Genomic DNA, 21438 nt, shown 5'->3' with positions numbered 1-21438 from the left:
AGCGAATTCACCTCTTCAATGAGCGAATCATTACTTTTGAACTATCTAATACAAATGCAAAAGGGCAGTAGGAGAGCAAATCAATTGCTTTCCTACTGCCCTTTATGCGTAAGCAGTTCATTTATAGAATCATCATAGGGATGCGATTCATGGGATTAAATTGTATTGCAGTTTTCACAAGAATGGCTGTAGCATTCACTTTGCTCTTCCATTTTCTTACCGCATTGTACACAAGTTTTCTCTGGTAAGTTTTTGAAAAATTCCACTACGTTTTCTAACATAAGCATTTTCCCCCCTCGAGTTAACTGTTATAATACTGTATTATTTATATGTATTGTATTATAACAGTATGCATTCGTCAACACAAAATGCCTAATTTAAGTTAAAATAAAGTGAACCTACAACCCAGTGGGCGAATGTCCAATGATTGTTAGATTCACCAATCGGGCTTTTACAGGCAATTTAGCTTTTTGAATGGTACTGTTTGTTAATGCCGGATAAATTTGAACATATTATGAAAGGAAGATACGACATGTATTTTATTGATAATAAAGGTATTACAGACCCACGTATTAATTTAGCGATTGAGGAGTACATATTGCGCAATATGGATATTGAACAGGATGATTTTCTACTGTTCTATATCAATCAGCCATCCATCATTATTGGCAAAAACCAAAATACAATTGAAGAAATTAACACAGACTATGTAGAGGATAACAATATCGTCGTTGTGCGTCGTTTATCTGGTGGCGGGGCTGTTTATCATGATTTAGGCAATTTAAATTTTAGCTTTTTAACAAAGGATGACGGCAATAGCTTCCACAATTATAAAAAATTCACGCAACCTGTAGTGGATGCACTAGCAAAAATAGGTGTCAATGCGGAGCTATCGGGGCGCAATGATATTTTAGCAGAAGGGCGTAAAGTATCTGGCAATGCACAGTACGCAACACGTGGACGCATGTTTAGCCATGGGACATTACTGTTTGATACAGATATTGACCAAGTTGTGTCAGCATTGAAGGTGAAAAAGGATAAAATCGAATCAAAAGGTATTAAATCTGTACGCTCACGCGTTGCCAATATTTCAGAATTTTTAACAGAAAAAATTTCAGTAGAGCAGTTCCGTATGGAAATTTTAAAATCGATTTTCGATGGAGAGGACAATATTCGCTACCATGAGTTAACGGATGAGGATTGGGCGAAAATCCATGAGCTATCAGCAGAGCGCTATCAAAAATGGGAGTGGAATTATGGCAAATCGCCACGCTTTAATATTCAAAAAACGCATCGCTTTCCATCGGGTGGTATCGATATTCGCTTAGAGGTGAATCGCGGGATTATTGAAGAAATAAAAATTTACGGAGATTTCTTCGGTGTTGGCGATGTAGCGGAAGTGGAGCAGCTTTTAACAGGCTGTAAGTATGATCGTGCCGCAATTGATGAAGCATTAAAAGAAATCGATATCGCCAAGTATTTCGGTGGCATTACGATGGAGGACTTTTTGCAGTTGATTTATTAAGGGGCTTTGGGGAGAGTGAATTTGTTCACTCTCCCTACAGTTTTTTATATAAGCAAGTACAATGGTCCTTTTTACTGAATTTAAGACTTTCTAGAATTGTAAATCACCATTGAGCTCATAGAAGTTTTTTGCTGTATAGATTGACCAATTCCAAAAATTAGTTCCTTGTGCAATCATATAACGATCTATAAAAAGCTCTAGATTCATAGATAATGGAGTCATTTCGGACAATGTTGCACAAAACAAATAGTTAGGCTCTTATGCTTGCAGTAATTCTAAATGAATCGTTATATATTGTCCATTCATATAACCAATAGGGAAATAAGGTATTTCTACATTTGCTCTATGCTGTTGTATTTCGCTAAGGCTAAAGACCCTCCACCTATATTCACATTATCCATTAATAACTGAAATATTTTCATGCCATTTGTAAATTTTAATAACAGACGATAATCGCTTGGTAAACTAAAACCTAGCTGCTGCTCCCACTCCGCTAGCTCTGGTTCTGTAAGCGGTGGTTGAAAGAAACTAATTGTCTGAAGTGCCTCTCCTTTTTCTACATAAAGCATCAAACACCCTTTATAATCTAAGCGGCTTTTAAACTGGCCAATGTTTTGTCTATACAGTGCATATATGCCCTCCTAAATTTGCTTAAAAGTTAATTTAGATAATAGCGTATCGGCTATGAAGAAAAGCCTTTTCAAAATTTTTGTCCCTTCATTCTACATTGAATTCAGCCGTTTTTCTATAAAGCTTGCGGAAGATGCTGTTTCTGTATCGTTGGATGCTCACAGAATGTATACCATTTTTTCATCGATTTATTGCTAGTGCTTCTCTCAATACTTTTATTTTTGTAATGAAATCATGTAAGCTTAAGAAAGGGGCATTAGCAACTACTTGGCTAGCTAGAGCGTCTACATAAATTGTGTGAGAATTGTGTGAGTGCCTGGCACCTGGAAAAAAGGAGGTTTTTACAGATGGAAAAGCATAGAATTTTTATCGTGGAAGATGATAAAAAAATCGCTTCTTTGCTTGCTGATACGCTGCGTAAATATCAATATGAAGTAGCGACAGTACAAGATTTTGATGCATTAATTGATGAATTTTTAGTTTTTGCGCCACATATGGTGCTACTTGATATAAATTTACCTGCTTATGATGGCTATTATTGGTGTCGTCAGTTACGACAGCATACGACATGTCCGATACTGTTTATTTCAGCACGTTCAGGCGAGATGGATCAAATTTTTGCATTGGAAAATGGGGGCGATGACTTTATTACGAAGCCGTTCAATTATGAAATTGTGTTGGCTAAAATTCGTAGTCATTTGCGCCGTACATATGGGGAGTATGCAGCAAGGCAAGAGGAGCGCACAGTGAAGCAAGGCGTTTTGACACTTTATTTAGAAAGCATGGAGCTACATGTCAAGGATATTGTCATCCCTTTACAAAAAAAAGAATGCATTATTTTAGATTTGCTGCTTGGACAAGCGCCAAAGGTCGTATCGCGTGATGCATTGCTAGAGCAGCTATGGGATGATCAAGCATTTGTGGATGAAAACACGCTCAATGTAAATATGACGCGTGTTCGTAAAAAATTGACCGATTACAATGTAAAATCAGCTATTGAGACAGTGCGTGGTGCGGGATATCGTTTCGTGCTGAGTGCGGAGGAAATGTAATGGGATTGAAGCTTTTTTTACAAGAACATCTTTCCTATGTTATTTTCCAGTTGCTGCTCGTATTATTTGTCTTACTTCTTTATTGGCTAGACGGTTTTCGTAATTTTGAAACGGCGATTTATAGCATTGTCATTAGCACGATATTAATCGCATCTTTTTTAGCAGTTCGCTATATGTTACGTCGCCGCTATTTAAGTAAAATTATGCAGTTACCTGTGACGATGGAAGATTCGCTACAAAAAAACGCCAAAACAATGGAATATATGCAAACGGAAAAATATATGCAGCAGCTTTATTATGTTTATCAAAATGAAGTGCAAGCATTATATGCAAAGCAAAAGCGACAATACAAATTTATGAACCAATGGATTCATCAAATGAAAACACCGATTGCGGTTTTAGAGCTACTGCTACAGGAAGACGCACCGCTCGATAAAAAAAGCGTGCAGGAGGAAGTTGAGCGTCTAAAGCGCGGCTTAGAGATGGTATTAATGAGCGCGCGTCTCGATAGCTTTGAGGACGATATGCAAGTGGAGCAAGTGCCATTAAAATCAATTGTGACGACAGTCGTCAATGAGCATAAGCGCTTATTTATTACGAATCGCGTTTTTCCAGAAGTGCATATAGATGAAGGATTGATTGTTACGAGCGATTCAAAGTCACTGCAATTTGCATTAGGGCAATTTATTACAAATGCAGTAAAATACACGTTTGAGCCGAATAAAAAAATTATTATTTGTGCACAGCAAAAGGAAGGAAGCGTTACGTTAACGATTAAAGACGAAGGAATCGGTATACCGAAATCGGACTTATCGCGTGTGACGAAGGCTTTCTTTACAGGAGAAAATGGACGAAAAACAGGTGAATCAACAGGAATGGGTTTATATTTAGCAAATGAAATATGCGACAAGCTAGGACATCAGCTTCTAATTACATCGGAAGTTGGTATTGGGACAAAGGTATATATAACATTTTTAAGCGAGCGAAATGGGGGATAATTGTGGCGATCTTACAAATCAATGAAGTGACAAAAGTATATGAAGGAAAAGTAACACATCGCGCGCTCAACCAGCTAAGCTTTGAAGTGGAAAAGGGTGAGTTTTTAGCAATCATGGGCCCATCTGGTAGTGGGAAAACAACATTGTTAAATATGATCTCTACAATTGACCACCCGACATCTGGTGAAATTATTTTAGAGAAAATTAAGCCGCAAAGTTTAAATAAAACGGAGCTCGCTTATTTTAGGCGCCGTCAGCTTGGCTTCGTTTTTCAAGATTTTAATTTACTGCCGATGTTGACGGTTGAAGAAAATATCGTTTTGCCCTTAACGCTTGATAATCAGCCATTGCAGGTGATGGAAAGACGGCTTGCGATGTTAGCGGAAAAACTAGGGATTGAGGCCATTTTAGAAAAACGTCCAAATGAAATTTCAGGAGGACAAGCACAGCGTACCGCAATTGCGAGAGCGCTCATTCATGAGCCTTCTATCATATTAGCTGATGAGCCGACAGGAAATCTTGATTCACATGCATCGAGAGAGGTGCTGGAGCTTTTAAGCAAAATTAATGAGGAACGGCAGGCAACAATCGTCATGGTGACACATGACCCGATTGCAGCGAGTTATTGCGATCGTGTGCTATTCATTAAAGATGGTGAGTTTTTCAATGAAATTTATCGCGATGATCGTCGTCAAACATTTTTCCAACGCATTTTAAATGTTTTAAGTTTATTAGGAGGGCAAGTGGGTGACCTTTCAACAATTCGCTTACCGTAACGTTTTTCGCAATTTCCGCATATATGCAGCTTTTTTTATGGCGAGCTTTTTCTCGGTATTTGTCTTCTTTATTTATTCGATGTTAATGTTTCATCCATCGAGTGAACAAGGTTTTTTAGGCAATGTTTCTTTGTTAGGCATGCTTGTAGCTGAAATTATTTTAATGCTTTTCTCATGGTTTTTCATTTTTTATTCAATGAAAGCTTTTTTAGAGGCGCGCTCTAAAGAGTTTGCCATTTTGCTACATCTCGGTATGGAGAAAAAGCAATTAAGCAAGCTTGTCTTTTTAGAGACGATGTTAATAGGTGTAATTTCCAGCGTTTTTGGTATCGCATTTGGCTATGCCTTTTCAAAGTTTTTCTTTATGATTGTGCGTGAAATTTTATATTTAGATGAACTGCCACTCTATTTTTCATGGGAGCCTTTTGTTTTAACATTAACCGTATTTATAAGCGCTTTTGTTGTCATATCCTTTATAAGTGTGTTAATGACAAGAGAGACAAAGTTAATCAATTTGTTAAAAGGGCATCAATCGATTGATGTGTCCAGTGCGTATTCAAAAATCGGCGCATTTTTGGGCATTTTCTTCGTTGGGCTTGGCTATCTTTTAGCAATTGTGACAACATATATTACAATACCAATTATGCTGCTCATTATTCCGATTATCGTGACAATCGGCACTTATTTTTTGTTTACGGATACGATATTGGCCTTTATTGAGCGTGTGAAGAAGCGCAAAAAGGTATATTGGCGCAAGACGCGCATGTTATCACTCGCTGAGCAAGGGCACATTATGTATAGCAATCGAAAAATGTTTTTTGTCGTAACACTTGTTTCAACATTAGCCTTTTTGTGTGTAGGCGTATTATCGGCTTTATCGTCTTATACATCTCAATATGACAAACTCAACCCACTAGGCATTATTTATAAAGGGACTGTTAATAATCCATATGAGGTGGCACATACGTCGTCTTTGATTTATGAACTAGAGGAGGCAGGGCTATCTTATAGCTTGACACGCTTTGTCGTGAAGAAGCAAACGTCTACACATACATCCAATGCGGTCGAAGTATTTCGTGCATCAAACATTAATCAATTGCTATTTTCCTACGGCTATTCGATGGTACGTCTGCAAGAAGGAGAGGCAATGTTTATCGCTTATTCCGATGATTCGATTAAAGAGCTTACAGGTACAACTGTGCGTACAACGCTAAAGGAAAATGATATTGAACTTATCATTAATAGTGTCTACCCAGAGCTTATTTTCCCTGATGCAATTATTAGCCGTAATGCAATTATCGTAAGTGATGCAGATTTTGATAAAATTATCAATCCGTTTGAGCGCGCATACATTGTGGAGCCAAGCTATCATTTATATGCGTTTGATATAGCGAATTGGGTAGAAGCTTCAAATATAGGTTCAGAGCTATATTACGCAGTAGCGGAGGAATATTTAAAGGATCGCTATACATTGCCGTTTTACTTTGAAAATGCAGGTTTAAATTATTCTTATATATTAGCTGCTTATTCATTGTTTACATTAGTAGGTTTGTTAGTTGTTGCCGTATTTTTATTAGCAGCAGGGAGCTTTATTTACTTTAAGCTGTATACGAGCCTAGAGCGAGAAAAGAAACAATTTGATGTATTAAAGCGCATGGGGCTAACAGACAGCGAGCAAAAAAACTTAATTACACGCTATTTATTCCCGCAGTTTTTCTTACCGTGGGGACTAGCACTTATGCATAGTATGTTTGCCTTTTTAGTGCTACAAGCAATTTTAAAAAATGTCATGAATGTCTCTTTAGGAAAAGAAATCATCTTTGCTTTTTCCTTTATTATTATGATTCAAGTGATTTATTTCTATTTAATTAGATGGCGTTATATCGCACATGTACGCTCATAAAATGAATGGACGAGGGGGGTGTTCGGAAAGGTATTGCCTCTTCAGACACGCTCTTTTTTATGGGCGAATTCTTATAATCTAATGAGCGAATTCACTGTATTGTTACTTTTGAAGCTTCAAAGCTTTATCTTTCTAAACCGCTATTGCGAAGTAATTTTAACGTCTAGTTTATCTAAAATGAAACTTCAATTAGTAAGGATTTCACCTAATTAATGCGGAGACATTTTAGCGTAAAATAGCATAATTGACAAGATTTTTGCATAATTGCCCGAAATCTATTGTAATCTTGAAATATTTATTTTAAAATAATATTAAATGAATGATAATTCATTTTCTTCGTTCGGCATTGTGAAAGCGATATCATTGAAATATTTGCTAAAACAAAAGTGTCATCAATAGGGCGGATAGCCTCTGGTAACTATTTTGCCGAGGTGCAATTGATAAAAGGGGGATGGGCGTATTGAATCTAGTAGAAAAGGTAAGACAGCAAGCTCTCGAACAACCAGAAAAAACGGCTTATCATTTTATGGGGAAAAATACAAGCTATAGCGAGTTTGAACAAACGGTCGGTCGTTTTGCAAAAGCTTTGCAAGATATGGGTGTGGAAAAAGGAGATCACGTAGCATTGCTATTGGGGAACACACCTCATTTTTTAATTTCACTTTATAGTGCGATGCGCATTGGGGCAACGGTTATTCCGATTAATCCAATCTACACACCTGATGAAATTTCATACATTGTTCAAAATGGTGATGTCAAAGTCGTGATTGCGCTTGATATGCTACTTCCACTTGTAGATAAAGGTGTACAAGTGTTTACAAAAGTCGAAAAATATATTATTTGTGAAACTGCAGCGGACACAGGGGAGAAGGTTGCTGCATTGAGTGATGGCGCAAAAGAAAAAACGGTTCTCTTTACCGCTTTACTAAAAATAACAGAGGGTACAGCAGAGCCTGTTTCATTAGAAGCGGATGATAATGCAGTTATTTTATATACATCAGGTACAACAGGCTATCCGAAAGGAGCTATTTTAACACATGGCAATTTATATTCAAATGCCCGTGATGTCGGCACATATTTGAAAATAACTGCTACAGACCGCGTTATTGCAACGCTGCCAGTTTTCCATGTTTTCGCATTAACAGTTGTTGTGAATGCACCTTTACTTCAAGGAGCAACGATTTTATTAGCACCACGTTTTAGCCCAGCTGAAATTTTCGAGTTGGCAAAAGCTCAAGAAGCAACAGTCTTTGCAGGTGTACCAACAATGTATAATTTCCTTTATCAATTTGCTGAAGGAGATGTGGCAGCCTTTAAAACATTGCGCTTAGCGATATCAGGTGGCGCATCTTTACCTGTCGCATTATTGCATAATTTTGAAGAGAAATTTAAGGTGCGTATTTCAGAGGGTTACGGACTATCAGAGGCATCACCTGTAACATGTTTTAATCCATTAGATAGAGAGCGTAAGCCAGGATCAATTGGTCAATCCATTGTGAATGTTGAAAATAAAGTTGTTGATCCAGAAGGAAATGAAGTGCCTGTTGGCGAGGTCGGTGAATTGATTGTGCGCGGACCAAATGTGATGAAGGGCTACTATAAAATGCCAGAAGAAACAGCTGTTACAATTCAAGATGGCTGGTTATATACAGGCGATTTAGCGAAAAAGGATGAAGAGGGATACTTCTATATTGTTGACCGTAAAAAGGATATGGTTATTGTTGGTGGCTACAATGTTTATCCGCGCGAAGTAGAGGAAGTGCTTTATGCACATCCACACGTTGTAGAAGCCGCAGTGATTGGCCTGCCAGACCCTGATTTTGGGGAAGCAGTACACGCTTATGTTGTATTAAAGGATACGAGCATAGCGGTTGAGGAGCTAAAGCAATATTGTGCGGAGCATATTGCGAAATATAAGGTGCCGAAAGTAATCGAAATTATCGATGAGTTGCCAAAGAATACGACAGGGAAAATTTTACGCCGCTCATTGAAAGAGCAAGCGACAAAATAATGATGATAAAAAGCTGCTTGGAACTTGCCGAGCAGCTTTTGTCGTATAAGAAAATAAAAAAGATTGTTGGCGAATAATTTTCAATATATGCTTTCCTTTGCTCAAATCTCTTCTACTCTTGTAAACTAATAGAAAAGGTTTTCAGGAGGGTTTATGGATGGATGAGGATCACGACAAAAAGAAAAAATTTTCATTATTTAATCAAATTTCGAAGTCGCTAGGATTTGAGCAAGAAGAGCAAAAGCAGACTGGAAATACGGAACCACAAAATGAAGAACAAAATATAGAGCAATTAAATGAAGAGCAAGTAACTGCAACGACAGAGTCACCAGTTGCAGAGCAAAAATCGAATATCATTAATTTCAATGAAGAAAAAGAAAAGAGTAAAATGCAGGAAGGATTAAAATGGCTAAAGGCGGCCGCTGATGCAGGCGATACGGGGGCAATGAATGAACTAGCTTATTGCTATTTATCAGGTAAAGGCTTGCCAAAAAATATAGAGGAAGGTGAGCGGTGGCTGCGTAAATCAGCAGGGCACGGAGATTTATGGGCAATTGTTGATTTAGCGATTCGTTTATTAGATGGGGAAAACCTTCCTCAAAATGTAAAGGAAGGGGAAGAGTGGCTGAGAGTAGCTGCTGAACGACGAGATCCAATTGCTACAAGGATTTTAGGCTATCGATTAATTATAGGAAACGCCTTGGCACAGGATGTTGATGAAGGTATAGAATGGCTTCGAAGAGCAGCCGAGGAATTGAATGAGCTTGTTGCGATGCGATTGATAGGAATTTACCTAATTAGAGGAGAGTATCTTGAACAAAATATTAGCGAAGGTGAGTATTGGTTAAAGCGTGCAGCGGAGGCAGGAGAAAAGGTTGCGATGCGCGAATGGGGCAAATATTTACTGAGAGGCCTGTAGCTAAAATTATTCGAATATTGACACATATTGAGTTCGTGGTAAACTTAATATTACGGAGTTCGAAATAACAACGAGAAAGCAGGGAATAGTGAATGACGACATTTTTAACAAAAGAGCATTTATACACATTGCAATCTGTAGCAGCGCCAGTGCTAACACCAAACGGGCAGGAGGCTGTATTTGTACGCACATTAATCGATAAAGAAGATAATAAATATTATGCACATCTTTTCCACGTTGAGCTTGCAAGTGAAGAGGTGACGCAATGGACGTTTGGCAAGGAACGTGTCAGCAGTCCAAAATGGTCACCAAATGGCAAGCAGGTCGCTTTTTTATCGAATCGTGAAGAGAAAAATCAGCTTTATATTTTAAATCGTAACGGTGGGGAGGCGAAAAAGGTAGCAGATTTCCCTTACGGTGTTAGCTCGTTTGTTTGGAGCCCATGCGGTGAAAAGCTATGGGTGACAGCAAGCTTAAAGGATGGAAAAGCATTTACCGATGCGGTAGAAAAAGAAGAAAAGAAACTGCCTGAAGCGTATATCGTGGATAAAATGAAGCATAAAATGGACGGTGTTGGTGGTAACGGGCTACGTAAGCAAGGGATGAGCACACATATTGCAGAAGTAACGCTTGATGGTACGATTACACAATTTACAGAGGGTAATCATGATTTTGCATTAAGCGCTGTTTCACATGATGGTAAAAAGCTTGTCATTGCTGTGAATCGCTCTGAAAATCAAGATTTTGAATTCCGTCAACCGCTGTATATTGTAGATATCGCAACGAAGGAAGAAACCGTTTTAGTAGAGCAAGATGGCTATTATGGTGGTGCGGCCTATTCGTTTGATGACCGCTATATTGCCTATGGTGGTAGCGATGCATCATTTAAAAATGCCACACATGCAAATGTTTACGTCTATGATACAGAAACAGGACAAACAAGCAATTTAACAGAAGCTTTAGATGCACCTGTTGGCGATTACGCAGTAGCTGATTTCCAGCAAGGTGCAGCAGCTTCAACAGTCGTTTGGACAGAAACAAATGCTCTTTATTTCCAAGTGTCAACAATGGGCGATATTCGTCTCTATTATGCAACGTTGGAGGGCGAGCTTTATCCTGCAACACCAGAAAATGAGCATGTTTATGGCTATGCAGTAGCGAAAAGTGGCAATGAGGCAGTATTAGCTGTATCCAACCCTACATTCCCAGGCGAATTATTTAAGCATGATGTGACAACAGGTGAACGTAAGCAACTAACACATTTCAATGATGCTTATTTAGCAGAGACAACTTTATCAACGCCTGAGTCCATTGTTTTTAAAGGGGCAAAGGACTGGGATGTACATGGCTGGATCATGAAGCCTGCGAACTATAAGGAAGGTGAAAAGTATCCGCTCATTGTAGAAGTTCATGGTGGGCCACATACATTATATGCCAATACATTCTTCCATGAAATGCAGCTATTAGCAGCACAAGGCTATGGTGTACTATATATTAACCCACGCGGTAGCCATGGCTATAGCCAAGCATTTGTAGACGCTGTACGTAACGATTATGGCGGTGGCGACTTCGAAGATATTATGTTAGCAACGGATTATGCATTAGCAAATTATGCTTGGATTGATGCAGAGCGTTTAGGTTTAACTGGCGGTAGCTACGGTGGCTTTATGACAAACTGGGCTGTCGGACATACGAACCGCTTTAAAGCAGCAGTAACACAGCGTTCCATTTCAAACTGGATTAGCTTCTTTGGTGTATCTGATATTGGCTACTATTTCACGGACTGGCAAATTGGTGGCGATATGCTGGATGTCGAAAAGCTATGGAACCATTCGCCATTAAAATATGCTAAAAATGTAGAAACTCCATTACTCATTTTACACAGTGAAAAAGATTTCCGCTGCCCAATTGAGCAGGCAGAGCAATTCTACATTACGCTAAAATCAATGGGTAAAGAAGTGGGCTTCGTGCGCTTCCCTGACTGTGACCATAACTTATCACGCACAGGTACGCCAAACTTACGTATTCAACGCTTAGAGCAAATTATTGGTTGGTTTGAGAAGTATATTTAATAGACTTTGCACATAATACAAAATATGAAAAGCAGATTAGGAGGGATGCTCTTTCCCTAATCTGCTTTTTAATTTCTAATATATACTTCACAACTCAAAGTTTATTGGTAAAATAGTTAAAAATGCATAAACTGTGCCAATTTCAATACTCTTATGTAATTTAGAAGGGGGTGTACTTCTATGAAAAAAAGTGCAAGCATGATTATTGGGGTTCTATGTATCTTTCTAGTTGTATGGTTCATCTTTGACCACAAAAAAGAGCAATCAGCACAATTAAATAATGGGATGGAGGAGCGTTTATTTGACCGTCATTTAATTGTAGAAGCCAAAACAGATGTAACACCTGATTTAGCTTCTGTAGAAGAAAAAGCTGACATGATTGTTATTGGAAAGAAAATTGTTCAAGAAGATTCTACTGTTATCTATAATGAAGAAGGTCGAATTGATATCGCTTATACTTTGTCCGACTTTTTAATTGAAAAGGTTATAAGTGGGGATGAAGTGCATGATGGTATGGAAATAACTATTTTAGAAAATGAAGCATACAATAAACGCGAAGATATCACTTATCATATTGCAGGGTATGAATTAATGCTAGAGGATAATGAATACTTATTATTTTTAAGAAAATCAATGACAGACCCTTATTATATAATTATAGGGAATAGCTATGGAAAAGTGCCTTTACAAAATGAAACGAGTGCTTTGCGAGAGGCTGTGCAAAAGGCCAATACAAGCTATGCTACAGAAAAATTATCTGAATGGGCACAAGAGGATATGCTTAAAGAACAGGCCTTGGAAAAATACGCTTCTTATTTAGATTAAAGCTCAAAGAGAAACTACATCCCCTAAAGAGGAAGGTGTAGTTTTTTATAATCGGTTCTTTACTTAAATGTTAAAGAATTAATAGTAATTTATTAGATTTCGTTGAATAGTTGCTCACAAACGATTGAAGAAAACGAGTAAATAGAAGTGCCCATTGACTGCCAGATTTTTAAGCGTAAGCGTTTGAAAAAAAGCTTCCGTTAATTCGCAACATTTTGTTTTAATTTTCGTTCTAAATTAATGTTATAAAAGGCATAGTAAATCATATTATGCTAAAATGAGAGAAGAAAAATTATTTAGTAGAAAGTGAGTATATGGATGGCAATTATTCAAGGCTTGATTGATTTTATTTTGCATATCGACCAGCATTTACAGGAGATTATTCAGCAATTTGGTGGCTGGTCCTATGGGATTTTATTTGCGATTGTGTTCGTGGAAACAGGCGTCGTGATTATGCCGTTTTTACCGGGGGATTCCTTATTATTTGCGGCAGGTACATTTGCGGCGCTAGGTTCCTTTAATTTACCATTATTAATGACAGTGTTTATTGTTGCCGCAATTATTGGGGATACGGTAAATTACCATATTGGGAAAGCTGTCGGCTTATCGATACCACCTGATAGCTTTTTAGGTAAGTTAATTAATAAAGAGCGGATGGATGCTGCACAGCGATTTTTCAATAAACATGGTGGCAAAACAATTGTCATTGCGCGCTTTATGCCATTTATTCGAACGTTTATTCCTTTTGTGGCAGGGGCAAGTCGCATGGATTATAAATATTTTATCGTTTATAATGTAGTGGGAGCATTTGCTTGGGTATTTATTTGTACATTGCTCGGTTACTTTTTCGGCAATATCCCAATTGTTAAAGAAAACTTCTCTACTGTATTGTTATTAATTATTTTCATTTCTGTAGTACCAGCAGTTATTAGTGCAATTAATGCACGACGAAAAAAATAAAGAAGTGAGGTTATCGAAATGACAAAAATGAATGTGGAAAGCTTTAATTTAGACCATACGAAAGTAGCAGCGCCATATGTGCGTTTAGCAGGGCTGAAAGAGGGGAAAAACGGAGATGTTGTACATAAGTATGATATTCGTTTTAAGCAGCCAAATAAAGAGTTTATGAAAATGGATGCACTGCATTCAATTGAACATTTAATGGCTGAAAATATTCGCAATCATAGTGATCATGTTGTTGACCTTAGTCCAATGGGTTGCCAAACAGGCTTCTACTTATCTGTCATTAACCATGACAATTACGATGAAATTTTAGCGGTTTTAGAGAAAACATTGCAGGATGTTATCAATGCAACAGAGGTGCCTGCATGTAACGAAGTGCAATGTGGCTGGGCTGCTAACCATAGCTTAGAGGGAGCACAGCAATTAGCGCGCGAGCTGCTTGAAAAACGTGCAGAGTGGGCAACGGTTTTTGCTGAATAAAAATAAAAACTAGGAAGTGCATATTCGCACTTCCTAGTTTTTATTTTCCTTTAAATTGTGGTGCTCTTTTTTCAACAAAAGCATTTAATGCTTCTACGCGATCCTCTGTAGGCAATGTGATTTCATAGGCTTTACGTTCAATTTGCAAGCCTGTTTGCAAATCAACTTTCATGCCTTGTTTGACAGCGAATTTTGCTTGCTGTAAAGCGATTGGAGCATTTTGCAAAATGGCATTGGCAAAGCTCTCTGTCGCTTGCATTAAATTTTCCTGCTCGACTAATTGTGTAAATAATCCACAGGCCAATGCTTCTTCACCAGATATTCTTTTTGCTGTTAAAATAAATTCTAGTGCTTTTGCTTCACCGATTAAGCGTGGTAAACGTTGCGTGCCACCTGCTCCAGGAATAATTCCTAATTTTGTTTCTGTTAAGCCAACAACAGCGTTTTTGGCAGCGATACGAAAATCGCAGGCAAGGGCTAGTTCAAGACCACCACCAAAAGCGTAGCCGTTAAGTGCACAAATCGTTGGCTGAGGCAATGCTTCAATCGCATTGAACACTTCTGCAAACTTATTTAAATTGCGCTTTACTAAAGGCTCTGGTAATGTTTGACGCTCCTTTAAATCAGCTCCTACAGAAAATGCTTTATCACCCGCACCTGTAAGAATAACAAGGCGGATGTCGGGATGTATACGAATGGATTCTACAATTGCTTGAAGCTCACATAACATGTCAAAGTTAAAGGCATTTAAGACATCAGGTCGGTTTAGTTTTACATAGGCAATAGACTGTCGTTGTTCATACTCAATGATGTTCATAAATAAAAAATTCCCCCTTAAATGTACTATAATATTATATTACCTGTCTCGAAATATATAGGCAATTAGCAATTGAACAATCCACTAACTATAGGTATGCTATAATTAAGAGATTTTAAAGCATGAAATAGAAAAAACATTAAAATAACTAAAATATTTTGCTGAAATATCGTCATTAATTTGCTATTATTTGTACGTTAGCAAACTAATTGGGTTGTAAGACAATTCATTTGTAATTATATGTGAAAAAAATATTATTTTGGGTTGTTATGAAAGCTTGTAGCTGACATGAAAATTTGTCAACTATTTATAATAAAAGGTTGAAAATAATGCTATATTTATTTTAACTTCATACAGCAAACTTTACTGTGCGAAAATGGAGCGATAGATAGAATACAAGAAGAATCGTAGAATGATATATTTTCTTTGGTTAATAAGAAAGCTATAACAAAAAATTATTAAGATATATAAAGTGAGGAGTTCGTGTGGAGGTTTTTATTGCTAGACAACCTATTTTTAATGAAAAAGAACAAATTGTCTCTTATGAATTATTATATCGAAACAGAGATATGAATGCATTTCCTTCAGAGGGAGTGGAGGCAGATGCCGCAACAATTGATGTAATTATCAATTCATTTTTAGCTATCGGTATAGATAAAATAACAAATGGTGCACCAGCATTTATTAATTTTACAGAAAAGCTATTATTTAGCCCACTAATAGATTATATCAGCCCGAAAGAAGTTGTCATTGAAGTTTTGGAAGATGTTAATCTAACACCAAAACTCGTTAGACGTGTACAGGAGCTGAAGGAAAAAGGCTTTAAAATAGCGCTGGATGACTTTATTTTGCAAGACAAGGTAACGGTTTATGATGAGTTATTTAATTATGTTGACTATATCAAGGTAGATTTTTTAAGCACGCCAATAGTAAAGCGAATGGAAATTGAAAATAAAGTAAAATCAAAGTTTCCCCATATTCAGCTTTTAGCTGAAAAGGTTGAAACACGCAATCAATATGAGGTTGCTATACATTCTGGCTATGTATTGTTTCAAGGCTATTTCTTTGAAAAGCCGCAAATAATGAGAGCTATCGATATACCTGCGAATATTATTAATTATTTTCAAATTATTTCAATTTTAAAAGATGAAGAACCAGATATCAATATTTTAGCGGAAAATATCGAGCGAGAAATTTCGATTTCTTACAAGCTTTTACAGCTAATTAACAGCTCAAAAAACCGTAGAAAATCTAAAGTACGTTCTATTAAACAGGCGATTATTTTACTAGGATTATCAGAGCTGCGCAAGCTCGTGTACTTACTGGCGATGCGGGAATTGAATAATTATGAAAAAACAGATGTATTTAATGAATTAGTTGCGGCTTCCTTATTCAGAGCGAAAGCGTGTGAAAAAGTAGCGAAGCTAAATTATAAAAAGAACTTTTCCGAGTATTTTTTAATTGGCTTATTATCATTAATCGATGCTTTATTAAAGCGTCCAATGTATGTAATTTTAAGAAAGATGCCTTTATCTGAGGAAATTGTTCAAACAATTAATGGTGTAGAAACTGAAATGACCCCTTATTTACAATTTAGTGAAGCGTTATATAAATTGGACTGGGACAAGTTGACAGAATTGTCGCTACAATTAGGCTTGAATCAGGAAATGGTTTTTCAAATTTATGATGAGGCAGAACAGTGGTCGAGGGAAGTTATTAGTTAACGGCTTTTGTCCAAAGTAATGCAAAGGAAAATTGAATAGAGAAAGAGGAAGTCGTGTGAAGAGTAGTGAACAGTTTACAGTGAAAGATACAGTAAGTGAATATCTATTTGTCATCATAGGAGCGGTAATAATTGCTATCGGTTTTAATGTCTTTTTATTACCAAACCAAGTTGCTTCGGGTGGCGTAAGTGGCATTAGTACAATATTAAATGGTTTATTTGGTTGGAATGCGGGAATAATTCAGTATGCATTTAATATTCCTTTGTTTATTGCAGGGGTTTTAATTTTAGGAAAGAAATTCGGTGTCAAATCGTTCATCGGTACAATTACTTTGCCAGCCTTTGTTATCTTGACGAGTGGCTGGGAGCCATGGACGCTAAATCCGCTACTAGGCGCAATTTTTGGAGGAATCGTTGTCGGCTCAGGGCTTGGACTTGTTTTTAAAGGGAAAGCTTCAACAGGTGGTACGGATTTACTAGCGCAAATTATTACGAAATTCACAGGTCTTACTTTAGGAACAAGCGTGTTAATGATTGATGGTATCATCGCTGTCAGTGCGGCACTTGTATTTGATTTGGAAAAGGGATTGTATGCAATCATTGGTCTATACGTAACGACGAAAACAATCGACATTATTCAACTAGGCTTTAGCCAATCAAAAATGGCCTATATTATTACGAATAGAGAGGAAGAAATGCGTGATGCGATTTACAGAGAAGTAAATCGTGGTGTAACAAAGCTTCCTGCTTTTGGTGGTTATACGGGAGAAGAAAAAACATTTTTAATGGTTGTTGTTTATCAAACGGAATTCACGAAATTGAAACAAGTCGTAAAGATGGTTGACCCGACAGCTTTTGTTGTTGTGGCAGATGCTTATGAAGTGCTAGGCGAAGGTTTCAAACGGGTATAAATTTGCTATACTTGAATAGAGATAAGTTGTCTTAGTTTAGTTGCGTCAAGCGGCTGTTAAAGGTTTGGAAAAGAGACTCTCGTGATGCGGATGAGTGAAGCGTTAGCATCTGTGAATTTTTTGGGGTAAATATGGATAATTGGAGGGGGACAATATGAAAAAACTACTATTAACGTTTGCTTTCGGCTCGGTAGTATTTTTAGCTGCATGTGGTGGTGGCGCTCAGGAGAATAATGCTACAGCGAAACCAGAAGGTGAAACAATTGTTATGCGCAGCTGTGCGAGCTGCCACGGCGGTCAATTACAAGGTATGCGTAATACACCTGCATTAAATGATGTTGGCTCACGTTTATCAGAGGAAGAAATTTTAGATATTATTTTAAACGGAACATCTAACGGTATGCCTCCAGGTTTAATTAAAGGCGAAGACGCAGAAAAAGCGGCTGCATGGTTGGCAGAGCAAAAATAATGACAAGAGAGTCGCTTAGAATTTATTTTCTAAGTGGCTTTTTTTGATTCAGGAGGATACATTTCCCGTAAAATAAGTGGAACATGTTACAATGAGGAAGACTATAAAAGATCGAGAGGTTGTGCCAATGGTTCAAGTTACAACAAGAGATGTAATGGAAAAATTTAATTTACAAATCGTTAGTGGTCATGAAGGGATTGGACGTTATATTACAACGAGCGATATATCAAGGCCGGGGCTAGAAATGGCTGGCTATTTTACACATTATCCAGCAAATCGTGTGCAGCTACTTGGAAAAACAGAGCTTTCCTTTTTTGAGATGCTACCAGATAATGTGAGGAAGGAACGTATGCGTCTGTTATGTGCACGCAATACGCCAGGAATTATTATTTCAAGAGATTTGGAAGTACCAAAGGAATTGATTGCAGCATCGAATGAAAATCATGTACCTGTCTTAATTTCTAAGCAAACGACAACGCATTTTTCGAGCCGACTGACGAATTATTTAGAAAGCGAATTAGCACCGACAACAGCAATTCATGGCGTACTTGTTGATATTTATGGAATCGGCGTATTGATTCTTGGAAAAAGTGGCGTAGGGAAAAGCGAAACAGCACTAGAGCTTGTCAAAAAAGGGCATCGTCTTGTAGCGGATGATTCTGTCGATATTCGCCAAGAATCAGAAAATATGATTATCGGTAGTCCACCACCATTATTGGAGCATTTATTAGAAATTCGAGGGATTGGCATTATTAATATTATGACGCTATTTGGTGCGAGTGCTATTAGACCATATAAACGAGTTACGCTTGTCGTGGAGTTGGAGAATTGGGATCCAAATAAATCCTACGACCGATTAGGGCTTGATGAGGAGAAAATGAAAATTATTGATACAGAGCTCACAAAGCTAACAATTCCTGTACAGCCTGGTCGTAACGTATCGGTTATTATTGAAGTAGCTGCGATGAATTATCGTTTGAAAAGAATGGGCGTTAACGCAGCAGAGGAGTTTTCTCGTCGGTTAGATGCTGTCATTGCATCAAATGGCGAAGTGGATGATTTTAATTAGATAAGGAGTGAAATAATGGAATTTATTATAATGAAGATTAACCCAGTTGCCTTTGCAATTGGACCTATAGAAGTTCGCTGGTACGGCATTTTAATAGCACTTGGTATTGTGCTTGCTTATTTTTTAGCACAAAGAGAAGCAGTACGCCTTGGAATCCACCAAGATTTTATTGCGGACATGCTTATTTGGGCTGTGCCGATTGCGATTATTAGTGCGCGTATTTATTATGTAGGAATGGAATGGAACGTTTATAAGGACAATCCACTTAGAGCGATTGAAATATGGAATGGCGGTATTGCCATACACGGGGCATTAATTGGTGCGTTTATTACAGCCTATATATTTACGAAAAGACGCAATGTTAGCTTTTTACGCATTGCTGATATTGCAGCACCAAGTATTTTATTAGGACAAATTATTGGGCGCTGGGGTAATTTTATTAATCAAGAGGCACATGGTGGCGAAGTATCACGTAGCTTTTTAGAAAATTTATATTTACCTAATTGGCTTATTGAGCAAATGTATATTGAAAAACTTGGCTCATATGTGCACCCGACATTTTTATACGAATCTTTATGGAATGTAGTTGGTTTTATTATTTTAATAATTGCACGTAAATTTAATTGGCGTCGTGGGGAAATGTTTTTCTTTTATATTATTTGGTATTCAATTGGACGCTTCTATATCGAATCACTGCGTACAGACAGTCTCTATTTAATTGGGGATCTGCGCTCAGCACAAGTTGTGTCGATTATTGGTGTTGTAGTAGGCTTAGCCCTGATTATTTATCGTCGAATGACTGTGAAGCCTGTTGAGCGTTATTTAGATAAGTAAGGAGTGATTTGAGATGGTCAAAGCATTATTATTTGATTTTGATGGGACGTTATTAGATACGAATGAATTAATTATCCAAACATTTATGCATGTACTAGAAGAAAAATTTCCTGGGCAATATTCGCCAAAAGATTGCATAAAATTCCTCGGCCCTTCTTTACGTGAAACATTTACTGAAATTGCACCAGATGCAGCAGATGAAATGATTGCAAGCTATCGCAAGTGGAATATCGAACATCATGACCAGCTTGTTACACAATATGAGGGTGTAGTTTCTACATTAGAACAATTGCATGCAGAAAGAATAAGATTAGCTATTGTTTCAACGAAGCGTCGCGAAATGATTGAGCGTGGTTTAAAGGTGTTAGGTGTTGGACATTTATTTGAACAGATTATTGGCTATGATAGTGTACAGCATGTTAAACCACATCCTGAACCAATTTTATTAGCATTAGAAAAAATGCAGTTAGCAAAAGAAGATGTCATTATGATTGGCGATAATTCGCATGATATTGAGGCTGGGCATAATGCAGGGGTAAAAACAGCTGGTGTCGCATGGGCTTTCAAAGGTGAGGACTATTTACAACAATTTTCCCCAACTTATATGCTTCAACATATGACAGATTTATTGGCGATTGTGAAAGGGTAAAGCTTATGAGAAGAACCGAGCGTTATAAAGTAGAAGGTGCGAATTCACTATGGCATGTTTATAACACAGTATCTTTTTGGAAAGTAATGAAATGCTTTATTTTTATTCAAATTGGACGCTTCACGCCATTTATGGTGATGAAAAATTGGATTTATCGTACTTTTCTTCGGATGGATATTGGAGAGAAAACATCATTAGCATTAATGGTAATGCCTGATACGATGTTTCCAGAGCGCATTTCAATTGGTGCCAATTCAATAATCGGCTTTAACACAACAATTTTAGCACATGAGTATTTAATCAACGAGTATCGTTTAGGTGATGTGAAAATCGGAAGCAATGTCATGATTGGTGCTAACTCGACCATTTTACCAGGAGTAGAAATCGGCGATGGTGCGATTGTGTCCGCTGCAACACTTGTACATAAAGATGTACCCGCAGGATGTATGGTTGGTGGAAATCCAATGCGCATTATTTTCACAGCAGAAGAAATGATAGCACGAAATAAATAACTATAGCAGGCTGTTGGGAAAACTTATTTCTCAGCAGCCTGTTTTGCATTTTATAAAATAAGAATTACTTAGAAAAAATCTAATTTATTTGTGAGATACCTGAGCCTTGATTATGGAAAATAGAAAATTCATGAATAAATCATAAGAAAGCGCAGATAAATCGAAGAATCCGCAGATAAATCATGGGAAAGCGCAGATATCTCGAAGAATCCGCAGATAAATCACGAGAAAGCGCAGATATCTCGGAGAATTCGCAGATAAATCATGGGAAAGCGCAGATATCCCAGAGAATCCGCAGAT

Annotated in this window: 21 protein-coding genes; 18 read left to right on the top strand and 3 right to left on the bottom strand. The window is 37.5% G+C overall.

Features of this window, described 5'->3' with window-relative positions:
• Positions 1 to 155: 155 nt before the first annotated feature.
• On the bottom strand, positions 156 to 281 hold the full coding sequence (gene yhfH / locus C9J34_RS14795) for a protein YhfH (RefSeq protein ID WP_107840949.1): 126 nt from the start codon (positions 279 to 281) through the stop codon (positions 156 to 158).
• 251 nt (positions 282 to 532) lie between these two features.
• Between yhfH and C9J34_RS14790 the strand changes: the two genes are divergently transcribed.
• Entirely contained in the window at positions 533 to 1525 is a 993-nt protein-coding gene (locus C9J34_RS14790; RefSeq protein ID WP_107840948.1) for a lipoate--protein ligase, read from the top strand.
• Between the two features lie 332 nt (positions 1526 to 1857).
• Here C9J34_RS14790 and C9J34_RS14785 read toward each other — a convergent pair whose 3' ends face one another.
• Positions 1858 to 2094, bottom strand: a complete 237-nt coding sequence (locus C9J34_RS14785) for an SMI1/KNR4 family protein (RefSeq protein ID WP_107840947.1) — start codon at positions 2092 to 2094, stop codon at positions 1858 to 1860.
• 408 nt (positions 2095 to 2502) lie between these two features.
• Here C9J34_RS14785 and C9J34_RS14780 point away from each other — a divergent pair, with 408 nt between their 5' ends.
• The 10 genes from C9J34_RS14780 (at position 2503) to C9J34_RS14735 (ending at position 14154) form a co-directional block, all read left to right on the top strand.
• Complete coding sequence (locus tag C9J34_RS14780; RefSeq protein WP_107840946.1) at positions 2503 to 3207, top strand: response regulator transcription factor; 705 nt, start codon at positions 2503 to 2505, stop codon at positions 3205 to 3207.
• Positions 3207 to 4205, top strand: coding sequence for a sensor histidine kinase (locus C9J34_RS14775; RefSeq protein ID WP_107840945.1), 999 nt, complete (start codon positions 3207 to 3209; stop codon positions 4203 to 4205). Before C9J34_RS14780 ends, C9J34_RS14775 begins: the two co-directional genes overlap by 1 nt.
• 2 nt (positions 4206 to 4207) lie before the next feature.
• Positions 4208 to 4981, top strand: a complete 774-nt coding sequence (locus tag C9J34_RS14770) for an ABC transporter ATP-binding protein (RefSeq protein WP_107840944.1) — start codon at positions 4208 to 4210, stop codon at positions 4979 to 4981.
• Complete coding sequence (locus C9J34_RS14765) at positions 4953 to 6884, top strand: ABC transporter permease (RefSeq protein ID WP_107840943.1); 1932 nt, start codon at positions 4953 to 4955, stop codon at positions 6882 to 6884. Before C9J34_RS14770 ends, C9J34_RS14765 begins: the two co-directional genes overlap by 29 nt.
• A gap of 460 nt (positions 6885 to 7344) precedes the next feature.
• Positions 7345 to 8895, top strand: coding sequence for a fatty acid--CoA ligase family protein (locus C9J34_RS14760; protein ID WP_107840942.1), 1551 nt, complete (start codon positions 7345 to 7347; stop codon positions 8893 to 8895).
• A gap of 157 nt (positions 8896 to 9052) precedes the next feature.
• A complete protein-coding gene (locus C9J34_RS14755) occupies positions 9053 to 9814 on the top strand; it encodes a tetratricopeptide repeat protein (RefSeq protein WP_107840941.1) in 762 nt (253 codons plus the stop codon).
• 92 nt (positions 9815 to 9906) lie between these two features.
• Entirely contained in the window at positions 9907 to 11886 is a 1980-nt protein-coding gene (locus C9J34_RS14750; RefSeq protein WP_107840940.1) for a S9 family peptidase, read from the top strand.
• Between the two features lie 180 nt (positions 11887 to 12066).
• A complete protein-coding gene (locus tag C9J34_RS14745; RefSeq protein WP_107840939.1) occupies positions 12067 to 12711 on the top strand; it encodes a hypothetical protein in 645 nt (214 codons plus the stop codon).
• Positions 12712 to 13029: 318 nt separating this feature from the next.
• Positions 13030 to 13671 carry a DedA family protein gene (locus C9J34_RS14740; protein WP_107840938.1) on the top strand — a complete coding sequence of 214 codons (642 nt, stop codon included), beginning with the start codon at positions 13030 to 13032 and terminating at the stop codon, positions 13669 to 13671.
• A gap of 18 nt (positions 13672 to 13689) precedes the next feature.
• Positions 13690 to 14154, top strand: a complete 465-nt coding sequence (locus C9J34_RS14735) for an S-ribosylhomocysteine lyase (protein WP_107840937.1) — start codon at positions 13690 to 13692, stop codon at positions 14152 to 14154.
• 40 nt (positions 14155 to 14194) lie between these two features.
• Here the strand turns inward: C9J34_RS14735 and C9J34_RS14730 are convergent, their stop codons facing one another.
• A complete protein-coding gene (locus C9J34_RS14730; RefSeq protein WP_107840936.1) occupies positions 14195 to 14971 on the bottom strand; it encodes an enoyl-CoA hydratase-related protein in 777 nt (258 codons plus the stop codon).
• Between the two features lie 485 nt (positions 14972 to 15456).
• Here C9J34_RS14730 and C9J34_RS14725 point away from each other — a divergent pair, with 485 nt between their 5' ends.
• From C9J34_RS14725 to C9J34_RS14695, 7 genes are all read left to right on the top strand, one after another.
• Entirely contained in the window at positions 15457 to 16695 is a 1239-nt protein-coding gene (locus C9J34_RS14725; protein WP_107840935.1) for an EAL and HDOD domain-containing protein, read from the top strand.
• A 55-nt stretch (positions 16696 to 16750) separates the two neighbouring features.
• Positions 16751 to 17605 (top strand): YitT family protein, encoded by an 855-nt coding sequence (locus C9J34_RS14720; RefSeq protein WP_107840934.1) that lies wholly within the window; start codon positions 16751 to 16753, stop codon positions 17603 to 17605.
• A 154-nt stretch (positions 17606 to 17759) separates the two neighbouring features.
• Positions 17760 to 18074 (top strand): c-type cytochrome, encoded by a 315-nt coding sequence (locus C9J34_RS14715; RefSeq protein WP_107840933.1) that lies wholly within the window; start codon positions 17760 to 17762, stop codon positions 18072 to 18074.
• Positions 18075 to 18201: 127 nt separating this feature from the next.
• Positions 18202 to 19143: an HPr(Ser) kinase/phosphatase gene (hprK, locus tag C9J34_RS14710; RefSeq protein WP_107840932.1), complete on the top strand. Its 942-nt coding sequence runs from the start codon at positions 18202 to 18204 to the stop codon at positions 19141 to 19143.
• A gap of 15 nt (positions 19144 to 19158) precedes the next feature.
• The gene (gene lgt / locus C9J34_RS14705) at positions 19159 to 19977 is read left to right on the top strand and encodes a prolipoprotein diacylglyceryl transferase (RefSeq protein ID WP_107840931.1); all 819 of its coding nucleotides are present in this window, start codon (positions 19159 to 19161) and stop codon (positions 19975 to 19977) included.
• 13 nt (positions 19978 to 19990) lie between these two features.
• The gene (gene ppaX / locus C9J34_RS14700) at positions 19991 to 20626 is read left to right on the top strand and encodes a pyrophosphatase PpaX (RefSeq protein ID WP_107840930.1); all 636 of its coding nucleotides are present in this window, start codon (positions 19991 to 19993) and stop codon (positions 20624 to 20626) included.
• Between the two features lie 5 nt (positions 20627 to 20631).
• Positions 20632 to 21138 (top strand): acyltransferase, encoded by a 507-nt coding sequence (locus C9J34_RS14695; protein ID WP_107840929.1) that lies wholly within the window; start codon positions 20632 to 20634, stop codon positions 21136 to 21138.
• The last annotated feature ends 300 nt before the right edge of the window (positions 21139 to 21438 follow it).

This window comes from Metasolibacillus meyeri, from assembly GCF_003049505.1.
In the GTDB taxonomy this organism is placed as follows: Bacteria; Bacillota; Bacilli; order Bacillales_A; family Planococcaceae; genus Metasolibacillus; species Metasolibacillus meyeri.
This window is presented reverse-complemented; position numbering and strand designations above follow the sequence as displayed.

Bases quoted from the DNA above. Each gene is read 5' to 3' on its own strand.
- yhfH (WP_107840949.1), bottom strand. From the start codon at position 281: ATGTTAGAAAACGTAGTGGAATTTTTCAAAAACTTACCAGAGAAAACT.
- C9J34_RS14790 (WP_107840948.1), top strand. From the start codon at position 533: ATGTATTTTATTGATAATAAAGGTATTACAGACCCACGTATTAATTTA.
- C9J34_RS14785 (WP_107840947.1), bottom strand. From the start codon at position 2,094: ATGCTTTATGTAGAAAAAGGAGAGGCACTTCAGACAATTAGTTTCTTT.
- C9J34_RS14780 (WP_107840946.1), top strand. From the start codon at position 2,503: ATGGAAAAGCATAGAATTTTTATCGTGGAAGATGATAAAAAAATCGCT.
- C9J34_RS14775 (WP_107840945.1), top strand. From the start codon at position 3,207: ATGGGATTGAAGCTTTTTTTACAAGAACATCTTTCCTATGTTATTTTC.
- C9J34_RS14755 (WP_107840941.1), top strand. From the start codon at position 9,053: ATGGATGAGGATCACGACAAAAAGAAAAAATTTTCATTATTTAATCAA.
- C9J34_RS14750 (WP_107840940.1), top strand. From the start codon at position 9,907: ATGACGACATTTTTAACAAAAGAGCATTTATACACATTGCAATCTGTA.
- C9J34_RS14745 (WP_107840939.1), top strand. From the start codon at position 12,067: ATGAAAAAAAGTGCAAGCATGATTATTGGGGTTCTATGTATCTTTCTA.
- C9J34_RS14740 (WP_107840938.1), top strand. From the start codon at position 13,030: ATGGCAATTATTCAAGGCTTGATTGATTTTATTTTGCATATCGACCAG.
- C9J34_RS14735 (WP_107840937.1), top strand. From the start codon at position 13,690: ATGACAAAAATGAATGTGGAAAGCTTTAATTTAGACCATACGAAAGTA.
- C9J34_RS14730 (WP_107840936.1), bottom strand. From the start codon at position 14,971: ATGAACATCATTGAGTATGAACAACGACAGTCTATTGCCTATGTAAAA.
- C9J34_RS14715 (WP_107840933.1), top strand. From the start codon at position 17,760: ATGAAAAAACTACTATTAACGTTTGCTTTCGGCTCGGTAGTATTTTTA.
- hprK (WP_107840932.1), top strand. From the start codon at position 18,202: ATGGTTCAAGTTACAACAAGAGATGTAATGGAAAAATTTAATTTACAA.
- lgt (WP_107840931.1), top strand. From the start codon at position 19,159: ATGGAATTTATTATAATGAAGATTAACCCAGTTGCCTTTGCAATTGGA.
- ppaX (WP_107840930.1), top strand. From the start codon at position 19,991: ATGGTCAAAGCATTATTATTTGATTTTGATGGGACGTTATTAGATACG.
- C9J34_RS14695 (WP_107840929.1), top strand. From the start codon at position 20,632: ATGAGAAGAACCGAGCGTTATAAAGTAGAAGGTGCGAATTCACTATGG.